This is a genomic window from Brevundimonas sp. GW821-FHT12C05 (assembly GCF_058807475.1).
In genome coordinates this window covers 1-13964 of the sequence record NZ_JBXAQS010000003.1, presented here as the reverse complement: position 1 = coordinate 13964, position 13964 = coordinate 1, and the positions used below count along the sequence as shown (strand labels likewise).

The following is a 13964-nucleotide window of genomic DNA, read 5'->3' as shown; positions in this document are numbered from 1 at the left end:
CTTCCTTAGTGTCCGCCGCCGGGCTTCAGCTTGAGGATCTGGTGCAGCGCGACCGCGATCACGGCGCCGACGATGACGCCGATCACCGCCGAGATCAGGGCGTTGGTCAGCCAGCCGGCGAGGCCGCCGATCGGACCCAGCGCATGGGCGACCGCGTGGGCCAGGTGCTCGACGGGCACGGCGGGCCAGTCCAGTCCCAGGGTATGGGTCCCATGCAGCAGGATGCCGCCGCCGACCCACAGCATGGCGGCGGTGCCGATGACGGACAGGGACGACATGACGATCGGCATCCCCTTGACCAACCAGCGGCCGACGGTCTGGCTGAGGCGCGAGGCGCGTTGGACCATGTGCAGGCCGATGTCGTCCATCTTCACGATCAGCCCGACCGCGCCGTAGACGATCACGGTCATGCCCAGGCCGACGACGATCAGCACCCCCGCCTGGGTCCACAGCGGGGCGTCCGAGACATCGTTCAGGGCGATGGTCATGATCTCGGCCGACAGGATCAGGTCGGTGCGCACCGCGCCCGAGACGGTGGCGGCCTCCAGATGGGCGGGGTCGCCCTCGACGGGCGCCTTCTCGTCATGGCCGCCGCTGAACATTTCCATCAGCTTTTCGGCCCCCTCGAAACAGAGGTAGGCCCCGCCGCACATCAGCAGCGGCGTGATGGCCCATGGCGCGAAGGCGGTCAGCAGCAGGGCGACGGGCAGGATCAGCAGCAGCTTGTTGCGGATTGAGCCGACGGCGATCTTGCCGATGATCGGCAGCTCGCGGCTGGGCGACAGGCCGGTGACGTATTTCGGCGTCACCGCCGCGTCGTCGACCACCACCCCCGCCGCCTTGACCCCGGCCTTGCCCGCCGCGGCGCCGACATCGTCGATCGACGCCGCCGCCAGCTTGGCGATCCCGGCCACATCGTCGAGCAGGGCGATAAGTCCGGAGGGCATGAGGCGGGGTCGCTGAATGTGGAGGGAAGGGAGGACGGCAGAGGTAAGCCGCGCCGCGCCGCCTGTCGATGCGTGGCCTAAAGGTCCATCCGTTCGATCAGCCCTCTTGCCGCGACCGCCGCCCCGTCCGTGCGGACGTGGCCTGCGACCGTTCTCGCCCGTTCGCCCGTCTCCTCCATCAGCGCCGTTTCCAGGGCCGCCGTCAGCGTCTCCACGGTCGGCGTCGGCCCGTCGTGGGCCACGCCGACACCCAGCCGGGCGATACGGGCCGCCCAGTACGGCTGGTCGACGAGCTGGGGGACGATGACCTGCGGCGCGCCGGCGCGGGCCGCGGCGGTCGTAGTGCCCGCGCCGCCGTGGTGGACGACGGCGGCGACGCGGGGGAAGAGGGCCTGCTGGTTGATGTCGCCGACCCGAAAACAGTCGGCTCCGTCATCGGGCAGGGCGAAGTCGGCCCAGCCACTGGCCAGAACCACGCGGCGGCCGTGGGCGCGGGCGGCGACGACGGCGGCCCGCGCCGCGTCCTGCGAGGCGGCCATGCTCATGCTGCCGAAGCCGACATAGACGGGCGGATCGCCCGCCTCGAGGAAGGCGTCGAGGCCCTCGGGCAGCGGGCGATGGTCCGGCAGGATCCAGGCGCCGGTCTGGATCGCGTCGCACAGGTTAGTCGGCGCCCAGGGCCAGAGGGCCGGGTCCGAGGCCAGAAGAGGGCGGCCGGTGAAGACATGGTCGCGGACATTGTCCGTCGGCATCAGGCCGATGGAGGCGCGCAGGCCGTTCACCGCCTCGCCGAACAGGGCGTTCATGACGCCGACGTTGAGGTCCCAGAGCGCGCGATGGTCAGTCACCTCCGGCGGGTGGGGATGGCCGGGGTAGGGGAAGGGGGCGTGATGTTCGGACGGCAGGATCAGGGGGCAGAAGGAGACGTGGGCGTAGGGCAGGCCCTTCTGCTCGGCCACGGCCTGCGAGGCCGCGCAGGACGGCATCAGGCCGGTCGCCACGATCAGGTCGCAGCCCTCGGCCGCCGCCGCGATCGGCGCCAACTGGGCGAAAGCCATTTCGGCGGCGCGCCTGGGAAGGTCCATAGGCGGCTTGCCCGCGACGGCGATCCAGTCGCGCACGCCCATGAAGGCCGGAGCGAAGGGAACACCGGCGCGGTTCAGCAGGTCGATGAACTCCTGATCCGGTGGGGCGCAGATCACGGCTTGCGCGCCCTGCGCCTGAAGCGCCACGGCCAGGGCCGCCATCGGCTCGGTATCGCCGCGGGATCCATAGGTTGTCAGCAGAATACGCATTCGGTCACCCTCCATCTCCGAGGGTTCCGGACTCTGCGCATAAAAGCCGGCGCGCCAATCCTTGAACGAAACTGTTTCGTGCCCACTTCCAGTCTGGCCCGGCGTGGAGACATCGCCGCCGGCGCAAACAAAGACCATGTTTACGTTAAGCGCTGGTGCTGGGCAGAGCCGTTTTCAGGATGCCGCGTGATGCTGCGTGAGAAATAGGATCACAGCGCCGGTCTGATGAAGCTGAAACGAAGCGACGTGCTGCGGGACGTTTCTCGGGGTGGCACCAGCGCCATGCCCAGCCAGCTTGTTCCGCACAACCGGAACCGCGCTTTCCAGCAAGCTGCGCAATGCGGTGAATTCGGCCTGTAGAATCTTGTCGATGAAACCGGCTGCGAAGGCTGCATCCAGCAGCTTTTTGGCCGGATCGTTGGAGGTAACCGACCACGACCGTTCAGCGGCAATCACTTTCAACACGCTTTCGAAGGCCTTCCCGCACTCGATCAGGCAAGATTCATTGTCGCCGTGACGGAAGGCCTCGTGCGCCTTCAGGTATTCACTTTCGGCACCTGCATACTTGGGATCAGCCAAAACACGGAGCGCTGGAACCACGACCTCCGAATGCATGGCCTGCGAGTCGATTCGATTGATCTGCCCGGACTCAAACTGGAAGCCGACACAGGCTTCCAGGAATCGGGCATTCACTTCCGCGATGGCCGCATCCGGCGTAGTCTCTGAATGCCGTTGGAACGCGTAGGGTTCGTCCCGGACATGCGTGTCGATCACCCTCAGAAACAGTTCGACCGCATCGAGCAGCCGCTCGACCTCTCCCTCAGCGAGAAACCACAATCTGAACTCGGCGCCCATATCGCCGCGATGATGTGGCGCGAGTTCGAACACACCCATATCCCGACGCAGAGTAGTCACGACAAATTCGTAGACGGCGGCCCCCGGAGGCGAGCCAGTATATTCACTGTATGGTCCAATGGCTGACTTGACGATCTGTATAAATTGCACGCGCAGGTTCTGAGGAAGTGACGTGTATTGATAAACGTCCGCGCCTTCTCGTCGGCCATTCCGCGATCGACGAGAGAAGAGGTCAGGCAGCGCCATTGAAACTCTCGCTCAGATAACAGCGACGGATCATCATATCAGACCTCGATAGTTTCAGCCCCAACGCCGGGAAGCAGATCTGTCGGCTTTACTCCGAATGCGCCCGTCCAAGCCAGAAATTCGAGGACGGACAGGTTCCGTTCGATGTTCTCGGTCTTGCCCACGAACGACGGTGGCTTGCCGAGGTTCGCGACCATGTCCCGCTATCTGTCTTGAAGCAGGTATTTCGGGCAAGGCCGTGCCTCCGGCCTTCAATCCGCATGAGTGACCAACACTCAACGTGCACACAGCAAACAAAAAGGCCCGGGATCGCTCCCGGGCCTTCTGTACTTCAGCGATGCGCGTCGATCAGGCGGCTTCGGCCTCGGCGGTCGCCGCGACGATGGCCTTCTTGGCGCTCAGCGACTTGCCGAGCAGTTCGACGGCGGCGTCCTTGTCGATCTTGTTGGCCGCGGCGACTTCACGGGCCATGCGGTCCAGGGCCGACTCGTACAGCTGACGCTCCGAGTAGGACTGTTCCGGCTGGCTGTCGGCGCGGTGCAGGTCGCGGACCACCTCGGCGATCGAGATCAGGTCGCCCGAGTTGATCTTGGCTTCGTATTCCTGGGCGCGACGCGACCACATGGTGCGCTTCACGCGGGCGCGGCCCTTGAGGGTCGTCAGCGCCTTGGTGACCACGTCATCGGCGGCCAGCGAACGCAGGCCGGCGGTCTTGGCCTTCTTGGTCGGAACGCGGAGGGTCATCTTCTCGTGGTCGAAGGTCACGACGTAGACCTCCAGCGACATGCCAGCGATTTCCTGGGTCTCGACGGCCGCGACCTTGCCGACGCCGTGCGCCGGATAGACCACCGCATCGCCTACCTTGAATTCCAGACCGGTTTTGCTCGTCATGTCATTCCTTTCCCGGCTTCAGCGGGAGGGAGAGGCGAAGGCGCAAAAACAATAGATAAACAGCCGCCGGAAACACGCCCCGTCGGTGATGTCTTACTAGTCGTCAAATGCGGAAACGGATCACCCAACCTCTGGCCGATCCCGTCTTCGTGGACGGGATTCTGTCGCAAACGCGGGCGGCGCGAAGAAATCGCATACCGCCCGACCCAATGACAGGAACCTATCACAAATCTGCGGAATTTCAAAACGTCCACAGCGTCAGTGTGGAGAAGGCTGGAAATCCTCTCCGGATCAGGGCAGCGCGCGGGACCGGTCTCAGCTGCCCTTGCCGGGGTTGGGCGAGAAATACTTCTCGAACTTGCCGGTCTCGCGCTCGAACTGTTCCTTGTCCGCCGGGGGCTCGCCCTTGACCGTGATGTTCGGCCAGACCTTGGCGTATTCGGCGTTGACCTGAAGCCATTTTCCGTCGGGTTCGTCCTCAGTGTCGGGGACGATGGCGTCGACCGGGCATTCGGGCTCGCAGACGCCGCAGTCGATGCATTCGTCCGGGGCGATGACGAGGAAGTTCTCACCCTCATAGAAGCAGTCGACCGGGCACACCTCGACACAGTCCATGAACTTGCAGCGCACGCAGGCGTCGGTGACGATGTAGGTCATGGGGTGAGGCGGAGCGTTCAGTGGGGCGCGGGAGGCGCAGATGACCCCGCGGGCCTCAGGTGTCAACAGCAGCAGACCTCTCGGGCTTGCGTAGCTGGGCTATCAGATTATTTGTATCTGATCCGATTGCAGTTTTAACAGGTCTCCCTTCATGCGCTCATCGTTCCGCTACATCGCCTCCGGCGTGGCCGCCGTCGCCCTTCTGACCGCGGGGGGCGTGGTCGCCCAGTCCGCCCTGACCCGCGTTCCCGCCGAAGTCAGCGCCGGCGCCTATGCGCTGGATTCCGACCACGGCAAGATCACCTGGTCGGTCAGCCACCTGGGCTTCTCGACCTACACTGGCCAGTTCGTGAACGTGCAGGCCGAGCTGAAGCTGGATCCCGCCAATCCGTCGGCCTCGACCCTGACGGCGACCATCCCGCTGACGGACGTGGCCTCGGGCAATGCGGGTCTGAACCGCCACCTGCAGACGGCGGACTTCTTCGACACCGCCAACCATCCGACCGCGACCTTCGTCTCGCGCTCCGTGACGGTGGACGCCGACGACGCCAACGAGGCGACCGTGGTCGGCGACCTGACCCTGCGCGGCGTGACCCGTCCGGTGACGATGGAGGTCGAGTTCAACCAGGCGGGTCCGTCGATGGGCAACGCCTACCGGGCCGGCTTCGACGGCGAGGCGACCATCAAGCGCTCGGAGTTCGGCATCACCTACGGAGCCCAGATGGGTCTCGGCGACGATGTGAAGCTGCACATCGAGGGCGAGTTCACCCTTCAGCGCTAGGCGCGTACAGGGCGCGGGCTTCCTCGGCGGGCCCGCGCCGCTCGCCCAGGCCGGTCACCTCCACATCGATCAGCCGCCCGCCCAGGGCGAAAACCAGCCGGTCGCCGACGTGGACGGTGCGGCCGGGCTTGTCCAGGCGCACCTGCCGTCCCTGATGGGTCAGGCGGATCGCGCCCTTCTCGACCAGCGCCGCGGCCGAAGTCCGGCTCTTCGCGAAGCGCGCACGCCATAGCCAGACATCGATGCGGCAGCCCGTTTCGCTCATTCGGCCGCGCCGGGTTCCGGGTCCGGGGCGCGGGCGTAGGCCGCGGAAAGCCGCCGGTAGTAGGTCGAGTTGAAGGCCAGGACGGTCATCAGGACGCCGGCCACGCCCGCGATGGTGAAGACCAGGGCGATGCCCCTGTCCGGCCCCCGGCCGAACCAGTCGCCGATGGCGTCCGCGCCCGCGCCGTCGGTCATGAAGGGGATGACCACGAACTGGGTCAGCGGTCCGATCAGGAAGGCGGTCAGGGGCGCGGCGGACATCTCCACCGACTGGGCGAAGCCGAACACCCGGCCCTGTCGTTCATAGGGCACGACCTTCTGCAGGGTGGTCTGTTCGGCGGCCTCGGCGAAGGGGCCGACGAACATCCAGATGAAGCAGCCGACCGCGAGCAGCAGGATCCAGGGCTGCAGGGTGAAGACCGCCGCCGTGCACCAGGCGATCAGATTGACCAGCATCAGGGTCCGCAGCGGATTCCGCCCCAGACCGGTTCGCGAGATGACGACGCCGCTGAGGATGAAGGCGACCGAGACCGCGCCCCACAGCAGGCCCCAGTGCTGAACCTTCATCAGCGACAGGCCGTAGGCGTCCATCAGGGCCATGAAGACCCCGCCCAGGAAGTTGTTGAAGGTCGCGAACAGGATCAGGGCGAACAGGCCCGGCACGGCGCCGATGATCTTGAGCGTGCCGCGCAGATCGATCTTGCTCAGCCTGGGTCCATCTTTGGGGGCCGCTGTCGGCGCGGGCTCGTCCAGCCGGACGGTCAGCAGGTGGGCGAAGGCGATGGCCGTCCCGATCAGGCCGAAGGCCAGGGTCGCGGTCAGTTCGCCCCAGGCGACGAGGAAGCCGCTGATTACCGAGGTGGTCAGGATGCCGACGCCGCTGACCATGCCGACCAGTCCGTTGGCCCTGTCGCGGCGATCCTCCGGGATCAGGGCGGTGACGAGGGTCGGCAGGGCGATACTGCGGATATTGCCGGCGATGACGCCCAGCATGATCAGGCCGATCAGCAGCCACAGCGGCGCGCCCGCGACGTCGGCCAGGGCCTGCTCCGGCGCCAGGGCGTAGGCGGTGAAGGCGACGGCGTAGAAAACCAGCGAGGCGATGCTGGACCCCAGCATGACCCGCTTCTTGCGATGATGGTCGACCAGGCTGCCGAACCACAGGGCGAAGGCGGCGGTCAGCACCAGATACAGGCCGGCGATCATGCCCGTGGCGAAGACGGACTGCGTCTTGATGTAGACCCAGAAGGTAAGCGCGAACCACACCGTGTAGTTGGTGATGCTGGCCAGGGCGTTGTTGGCCAGCACGTGATGGAAGGGCGTCATCGGGCCTCTTTCTTCCGGCGGCGGCGACGGGCGGGCCTCGCGGTCGCCGGCGTAGGGGGCAGCGCGGTCAGGGCCGACAGGGCGGCGAAGGGCGAATCCTTGATCGGCCTGGCGGCCTTGTCCGGGCGGTCCGGTTGCTGCGCGCGGGTGGTCCTGAGCGCGGTCAAAAGGGCTTTGGCCTCGTCCGCCGTGACGCCGAGGTCGCGCAGGTCCCGGTCGGACAATCCGCCGTCGCTGCGGGTGCGTTTCTCCGACAGGGCCTCCAGCAGTTCCACCGGCGCGGCGAAGCGGCCGACGGCGCGCAGGCCGAAGGCGGACAGCAGGCGGGGCGAGGGCGGCGGATCGGGCAGGACGCTGAGCCCCGCCGGTTTCGGGCGGAAGGGTTCACGGGCCATGAAGGCCTGGGCCGTGATCCGGGCGCGATCCTTCAGCAGGGCGGGTTGCCAGACGGAATGGGTCCCCAGGCGGACGCCGAACGCTTTCAACGTGCGGCGCTCGGCCTGGCTGAGGGCGGCCAGATCGCGCTCGACCTCGCGCCGATCGATGATCCCGCCGGCCTCGACCAGCCGGTAGGCGATCCCGCGCGGCAGACCCTTGAGCGTGCCGTTCTCGATGGCCGTCTTCAGCCGGCGCAGGGGACGCAGGGCGCGCCCGGCCTCGCCCGCCAGCCAGGCCTCCAGCCGCTTGGCCGCCCGTTCGCGCGCGGCGACGGCGCCCAGGTCGCCCAGCAGGCGGATCTTGGGCGTGAACGGTTCGCCGCCGGTGATCACGCCCGCCTGCACGCCGCGCCACAGCACCGCGCCGTCGGGGGTGACCGAGAAGGCCTCGTCCGGTTCGGCGGCCAGCTTGCCCAGCCGTTTGGCGATCTCGGGCGTCACCGCCTGCCGGGCCGCGTGGCGCAGGGCGCGGTCCTCAAGCGCCGAGGAGCCCTTGTCGATCTGGAAGTCGACGCCCGACAGACGACCGACCGAATGGCCCTCGACGATGACCTCGCCCGTGTCCTCAACCTCGGCCACGGCGTCGCCACGCACGTTCAGGGCCTGCATCAGGGCGGTGGTGCGGCGGTCGACGAAGCGGGCGGTCAGCCGCTCGTGCAGGACGTCGCTGAGCCGTTCTTCCAGCGCCTTGGTCCGGTCGCGCCATCCCTGCGCCTGATCCAGCCAGTCGGGGCGGTTGGCGATATAGCTGAGGGTGCGCACGCCCGAGAGCCGCGCCGACAGCTGGTCGATCTGGCCGTCGTCGCGGTCCAGTTCGGCGAAGCGCGGCGCGATCCAGTCCTCGGTCAGGCGGCCGCGCTTGCCAGTCAGGGCCTGGAAGATGTCCTTGGCCAGCCGTCCATGCTCGTCCAGCGTCGTCTTCTGGAAGTCGGGCAGCTGGCAGGCCTCCCACAGGCGCATGATGGCCCCGCGCGAGCGGCCGATGCGGGCGACCTCCTCGTCCTTGATCAGACGGCGCAGCAGCGTCTCGTCCAACGCCGGGGCGGTCAGGTTCAGGCCATAGGTGTTGGGCGTCACCGTCAGGGAGCGCAGCAGGTCGTTCAGGGTGTCGAAGTCCAGCCGGGCATTGCGCCACTCGGCCCCCTCGACCGGATCGAAGCGGTGCTCGACCACCTGTTCGACCAGGTCGGGGTCCAGCTCCAGCGCCTCGCCGGTGACGCCGAAGGTGCCGTCGCGCAGGTGGCGTCCGGCGCGGCCGGCGATCTGGCCGATCTCATTGGCGTGCAGCCAGCGGGTGCGGCGGCCGTCGAACTTCCTCAGGCCCGCGAACGCGACATGGTCCACGTCCATGTTCAGCCCCATGCCGATGGCGTCGGTGGCGACCAGGAAATCGACCTCGCCGGACTGGAACAGTTCGACCTGGGCGTTGCGGGTGCGGGGCGACAGCGAACCCATGACCACGGCCGCGCCGCCGCGCTGGCGCCGGATCAGTTCGGCGATGGCGTAGACCTGGTCCGTGCTGAAGGCGACGATGGCGCTGCGCCGGGGCAGGCGGGTCAGCTTCTTGGATCCGGCGTAGCTGAGGGTCGACAGCCGGTCGCGGGCCACGATCTCCACGTCGGGGACCAGCGCCCGCATCAGCGGCGCCATCGTCCCGGCGCCCAGGAACATCGTCTCCTCACGGCCCCGCGCATGCAGCAGCCGCTGGGTGAAGACGTGGCCGCGCTCGGGGTCGGCGACCAGCTGGATCTCGTCCACGGCCAGGAACTCGACCGTGCGTTCCAGCGGCATGGCCTCGACGGTGCAGACGAAATAATGCGGCCGGGCGGGGACGATCTTCTCTTCGCCGGTGATCAGGGCCACGGCGGCGGCCCCGCGCCGCTTGACGATCCGGTCATAGATCTCGCGCGCCAGCAGACGCAGCGGCAGGCCGATCATGCCCGAGGCGTGACCCAGCATCCGCTCGACCGCCAGATGGGTCTTGCCGGTGTTCGTGGGTCCCAGGATCGCCGTCACGCGCGAGGGGGCCTTGCCTGTGCCGCGGTCACTCATCTCAGGATCAAAGGTGGCGTGTCCCGCGCGGTTCCTCAAGCGGAAGTCTCGTCTTCGGGACCGGCGTAAACGTCGCGCTGTCCCGCAGCGGAACAGGGACGAAACGAATCAGGACCGAATCACCGACACGGCCCGATTCGGGGTTTGTTCCCTACAAGATATTGTATCTTAAGGGCGATTAACCACAATCACTTTGAGGGGTCCGCGCGGGAACGGGCAAGAAAAAGGGGCGGCGGGAAGAAATCCCCGCCGCCCCGCTTCCGTCACGCTTTGCGCTCCGCTAGTTCACCCGGCCATGGCCCCGTAGCTCAGCTGCATAGAGCAAGGCTTTCCTAAAGCCGAGGTCGCAGGTTGGAGTCCTGCCGGGGTCGCCATTTCCTTCAGCTATTGTCGAAACGCCTGGGACTCCGTTCCGCGCCAGGCGCGGATTGCGACAGGTGGCCATAAACGGGACCTATGGCCGAGCGGAATTCCGAGGCCGACCGAAGGCTCGGGGCGATCAGAGTCTATTCTTCCGATTTCTCTCGCCTTCGGCGTGTGTAGGTCGGTGCGGGTTGATCCGTCACCGGACTGAAAAATGCGGCCGGGGAAACGCCGAGCGCCTCGCCCACGGCGAACAAGGTCTTGGTCGTCAGGTCCGCTTCACCGCGCTCGATCAGCCCGATGTAGTTTCTATGCATGCCGATAGCGTCGGCCAAGGACTCCTGGCTGAGGGATGCGGCCCGGCGATGGCGGCGAATCTCGCCACCCAGCGCGGCAAGTTTTGAATCTGCACTCACCACGCAAGCCTTGCTGGTGTGGTGCGTTGGCTCTACACAGTGAGATTGTGCAATTATCGATTTTCCGGGCGTGCGCATGATCTCGAACGAACAAGACCTCCTGATCGATGGAACCATCGGGGCCAACATCCGGGCTCGCCGCCTGGATGCCGGAGTCAGTCAGACTCAACTGGGTGTCGCGATCGGAGGCGGAGCCCGCCAGATCGAGATGTACGAGAACGCCGTGATCCGGGTCAGCGCCTCCCGACTCGTCCGGATCGCCCGGGCGCTCGGCGTGATGATCGAGGACCTTTACGCGGGACTGGACGCCAAGGCGGTGGTCTGAAGGTCGCAGGCGCGAACATCCCGGAGCGGATGTCTCGCCGGTTCGGTCCTCATCGAACGCGCCAATGGGCAATGCGGCTGCTCCCCAGGAGTCCGCCGGTTTCGGGGGACATCCGGACCTCCGGTGCATTGACCACGATCGATCACGCTTCCCATCGGACAGTCCTCAATCACAGACGTCACGACACCGCCCGCAACTCACCTCGGCGCATTTGGTATTCAGCGGAATTGTGAATGCAGCTTCCGGTCTTTGTTATCGACGACGACTTCGCCGTCAGGGATGGCCTGGTCATGCTTCTCCGATCCGAAGGCATGCGGGCGCGCGGCTTCGCCGGCGGCACGGAGTTTTTCGCCAACCTGCCGCTCGATCCGATCGCCTGCGTCATAACGGACCTGCGCATGCCGGACATCGACGGGATCGAGGTCAGCAGGCGGTTGGAGCAACTGCGCGGCAAGGCCTGGCCCGTTATCGTCATCACGGGACACGGCGATGTGTCGTCGGCCGTCGCAGCCATGAAGGCCGGCGTCGCCGACCTTCTGGAAAAGCCGTTTGCTCCGGACGTGCTGTTGCAGGCCCTGACCAGCAGCATGCGCCAGGCGCGGGAGGCCGGTTCCGACATGGAGGCGCGAGCGGCGGTCGAGGAACGCGTGGCCCGCCTGACCACGCGGGAGAGCCAGGTTTTCCTGCTTCTCACCGATGGTCTCGCGAACAAGGAGATCGCGGTGGAGCTGTCGATCAGTCCCCGGACCGTCGAGATTTTTCGCGCCAAGATGATGGCCAAGATGATGGCGCCGAACCTGTCGGCCCTCATTCGGATGAGGTTGGGGCTGGCGTGAGGGGGCGTTGAGAAGACGGCCACGCGACAATCAGCTCGCCTGCGGCGGAGGTCAGCCTCGGTGGTGTCTACGCCGGCGTATTCGAGCAAGGCGATGCTGAGAAAGTCGGATGACCCAGTCAGCCATGGTCTGATGATTCAAGAAGTAAGGGCGGGCCCTTAAGCTTGAGGCCGTAGCTTAGAGTTTACGAGCGCTTTGCGCCTTATGGTTATCGATACCCTCAAGCTTGGGGACCTGTGATGACCTTCTTCAAAAGACTGATCGGCGACGCCAGTATCCTCGTGGGTTGGGCGGACGCTTCTGAACATCGATCAGTGCACGGCGAAAACTTCGGCCCTCGTCCGCCGTCCAGAGGCGTCGCGACCTCAGCCTCCTCGACCTAACGCGATCGACCCCGGCGGCTTGGCCGACTGAGCCATCCGTCCAACTCCCGACCCACCTCTGCAGGTGTAACGCCGGCGGCATTGTCCAGCCGGTGATCGGCCACGGCCGGCCTGCGCCCCTCAATGTTGTGACAGCAAGGCAAGGACAGTCCCGTGACCCTAGACAACGTCAAAATCTCTCGAAAACTGACCGGCGCGTTCGCGATGATCGTGCTGACCATCGTCGCGCTTGGCGCGGTCGTCTTCGTGCAGATCGGTGATCTTGAAGCGAGCAAGGCCTCGGTCGCCAAAGGCCAGAACACCCTAAGGGTGCTGAGCGACCTGCGACGCGCGGTGGACCAGCAGGAGAGCAACACGCGCGCCTATGTGACGGTCCAAAATCCGCGATACTTGGAGAACATTGAGCGCGCCACCGGCGCCTTTGATCAGGATGTCGGTGAACTGCGCGAACTGCTGGCCGACGTGACCGGCGCGTCTGGGCGCATCGACACGCTCGTGCGGGCTTCGGAGATTTATCACGCGGAGATCGTCGAGAAGGAGACGCGCCTGGCGGCCAGCCCGGCGACCCACGCCCAGGCCATCGCCATCGTCCAGTCCGGCGCGGCGGCCCGATACATGGGCGCCGTCGAGACCGCGTTCGAAGATATCCAGACGCGCCAGCAGGGACGGATCGACGCCGCCTATGCGACGCAGGAGGCGGCGTTCAACACGGCGCGCCTCGCTCTGGCCGTGGGGGTCGGCGTTGCGCTGCTCCTCTCCACCGCCTTCGGCCTGATCCTGTCGAAGTCGATCGCCGCGCCCGTCGTGGCCATGACGGCCGCGATGCGCCGCCTGGCCGGCGGAGACAAGACGATCACGGTGCCTGCGGTCGGCCGCAAGGACGAGATCGGCGAGATGGCGCAAGCGGTTCTGGCCTTCAAGGATGCGGCGATCGCCAACGAACGGTTGGAACGGGAGGCCGAAAACGAGCGTCAGGCCGCAGAGGCCGAGCGGGCCAGGAGCCAGGAGATCGCCGCGGTCGCCGCGCGCGAACAGGCCACGGTCGTCGAGGCCCTGGCCGAGGGCCTGGATCACCTGACGCGGGGCGACCTGACCTATCGCCTGACCCAGACCTTCCCCGGCGACTATGTGAAGCTGAAGGACGATTTCAACGCGGCCATCGAGCAGCTGAAGACGGCCATGTCGGTCGTGGTCACCAATGTCGCCGCCATCCGATCGGGCTCGGGCGAGATCAGCCAGGCCGCAGACGACCTGTCGCGCCGCACCGAGCAGCAGGCCGCTTCGTTGGAGGAAACCGCCGCGGCGCTCGATCAGATCACCGCCACGGTGAAACGGACGGCGTCCGGCGCCAAGCAGGCCTCCGACACCGTTCAGGCCGCCAAGGCGGATGCGGAAGACAGCGGCGCCGTCGTCCGGGACGCGGTCTCGGCCATGGGCGTGATCGAGAAGTCGGCGCAGGAGATCAATCAGATCATCGGCGTCATCGATGAGATCGCCTTCCAGACCAACCTGCTGGCCCTGAACGCCGGGGTCGAGGCGGCTCGGGCCGGCGACGCCGGCCGCGGCTTCGCGGTCGTCGCCTCTGAAGTGCGGGCCCTGGCCCAGCGCTCGGCGGAAGCGGCCAAGGAGATCAAGACCCTGATCTCCGCCTCGACCACCCAGGTCAACACGGGCGTCAGCCTGGTCGGCCAGACCGGCGAGGCCCTGCAACGCATCGTCGGCCGCGTCGCCGAGATCGACGGCCTGGTTTCGGAGATCGCGGCCTCGGCCCAGGAGCAGGCCACCGGCCTTCAGCAGGTCAACACCGCCGTCAACCAGATGGATCAGGTGACCCAGCAGAACGCCGCGATGGTCGAGCAGTCGACCGCCGCCAGCCACTCACTGTCCCAG

Annotated in this window: 14 protein-coding genes and 1 tRNA gene; 5 read left to right on the top strand and 10 right to left on the bottom strand. The window is 66.6% G+C overall.

Going from position 1 to position 13964, the window contains the following annotated elements; genetic code table 11:
- Window positions 1–5: 5 nt before the first annotated feature.
- From AC1RRF_RS12120 to fdxA, 6 genes are all read right to left on the bottom strand, one after another.
- Window positions 6–947 carry a DUF808 domain-containing protein gene (locus tag AC1RRF_RS12120; protein ID WP_492834849.1) on the bottom strand — a complete coding sequence of 314 codons (942 nt, stop codon included), beginning with the start codon at window positions 945–947 and terminating at the stop codon, window positions 6–8.
- 77 nt (window positions 948–1024) lie between these two features.
- A complete protein-coding gene (locus tag AC1RRF_RS12115; RefSeq protein WP_492834847.1) occupies window positions 1025–2242 on the bottom strand; it encodes a glycosyltransferase in 1218 nt (405 codons plus the stop codon).
- 174 nt (window positions 2243–2416) lie between these two features.
- Window positions 2417–3343 carry an abortive infection family protein gene (locus AC1RRF_RS12110; RefSeq protein WP_492834845.1) on the bottom strand — a complete coding sequence of 309 codons (927 nt, stop codon included), beginning with the start codon at window positions 3341–3343 and terminating at the stop codon, window positions 2417–2419.
- Between the two features lie 38 nt (window positions 3344–3381).
- On the bottom strand, window positions 3382–3540 hold the full coding sequence (locus tag AC1RRF_RS12105) for a hypothetical protein (protein WP_492834843.1): 159 nt from the start codon (window positions 3538–3540) through the stop codon (window positions 3382–3384).
- Window positions 3541–3691: 151 nt separating this feature from the next.
- Entirely contained in the window at window positions 3692–4234 is a 543-nt protein-coding gene (locus AC1RRF_RS12100) for a CarD family transcriptional regulator (protein WP_492313866.1), read from the bottom strand.
- Between the two features lie 315 nt (window positions 4235–4549).
- Entirely contained in the window at window positions 4550–4891 is a 342-nt protein-coding gene (gene fdxA / locus AC1RRF_RS12095; protein ID WP_291834231.1) for a ferredoxin FdxA, read from the bottom strand.
- A gap of 151 nt (window positions 4892–5042) precedes the next feature.
- Between fdxA and AC1RRF_RS12090 the strand changes: the two genes are divergently transcribed.
- A complete protein-coding gene (locus tag AC1RRF_RS12090) occupies window positions 5043–5672 on the top strand; it encodes a YceI family protein (protein ID WP_492834840.1) in 630 nt (209 codons plus the stop codon).
- On the opposite strand, the gene AC1RRF_RS12085 is transcribed toward AC1RRF_RS12090, so the two are convergent.
- The 3 genes from AC1RRF_RS12085 to AC1RRF_RS12075 are packed head-to-tail and all read right to left on the bottom strand — an operon-like array spanning window position 5656 to window position 9751.
- The gene (locus AC1RRF_RS12085) at window positions 5656–5937 is read right to left on the bottom strand and encodes an RNA-binding S4 domain-containing protein (protein ID WP_492834838.1); all 282 of its coding nucleotides are present in this window, start codon (window positions 5935–5937) and stop codon (window positions 5656–5658) included. The genes AC1RRF_RS12090 and AC1RRF_RS12085 overlap by 17 nt on opposite strands.
- Window positions 5934–7262, bottom strand: coding sequence for an MFS transporter (locus tag AC1RRF_RS12080; RefSeq protein ID WP_492834836.1), 1329 nt, complete (start codon window positions 7260–7262; stop codon window positions 5934–5936). The genes AC1RRF_RS12085 and AC1RRF_RS12080 overlap by 4 nt, the downstream gene beginning before the upstream one ends.
- Window positions 7259–9751 carry a helicase-related protein gene (locus tag AC1RRF_RS12075; RefSeq protein ID WP_492834834.1) on the bottom strand — a complete coding sequence of 831 codons (2493 nt, stop codon included), beginning with the start codon at window positions 9749–9751 and terminating at the stop codon, window positions 7259–7261. The genes AC1RRF_RS12080 and AC1RRF_RS12075 overlap by 4 nt, the downstream gene beginning before the upstream one ends.
- A gap of 297 nt (window positions 9752–10048) precedes the next feature.
- Here AC1RRF_RS12075 and AC1RRF_RS12070 point away from each other — a divergent pair.
- Window positions 10049–10125, top strand: a tRNA-Arg gene (locus AC1RRF_RS12070).
- Window positions 10126–10257: 132 nt separating this feature from the next.
- Here the strand turns inward: AC1RRF_RS12070 and AC1RRF_RS12065 are convergent.
- On the bottom strand, window positions 10258–10608 hold the full coding sequence (locus AC1RRF_RS12065) for a helix-turn-helix domain-containing protein (protein ID WP_492834832.1): 351 nt from the start codon (window positions 10606–10608) through the stop codon (window positions 10258–10260).
- On the opposite strand from AC1RRF_RS12065, the gene AC1RRF_RS12060 reads away from it, so the two are divergent.
- The 3 genes from AC1RRF_RS12060 to AC1RRF_RS12050 form a co-directional block, all read left to right on the top strand.
- On the top strand, window positions 10607–10855 hold the full coding sequence (locus AC1RRF_RS12060) for a helix-turn-helix domain-containing protein (RefSeq protein ID WP_492834830.1): 249 nt from the start codon (window positions 10607–10609) through the stop codon (window positions 10853–10855). The genes AC1RRF_RS12065 and AC1RRF_RS12060 overlap by 2 nt on opposite strands.
- A 233-nt stretch (window positions 10856–11088) precedes the next feature.
- Window positions 11089–11691, top strand: a complete 603-nt coding sequence (locus AC1RRF_RS12055; protein WP_492834828.1) for a response regulator transcription factor — start codon at window positions 11089–11091, stop codon at window positions 11689–11691.
- Window positions 11692–12227: 536 nt separating this feature from the next.
- Window positions 12228–13964: methyl-accepting chemotaxis protein (locus AC1RRF_RS12050; RefSeq protein WP_492834826.1), on the top strand; the 1737-nt coding region annotated here is incomplete at its 3' end.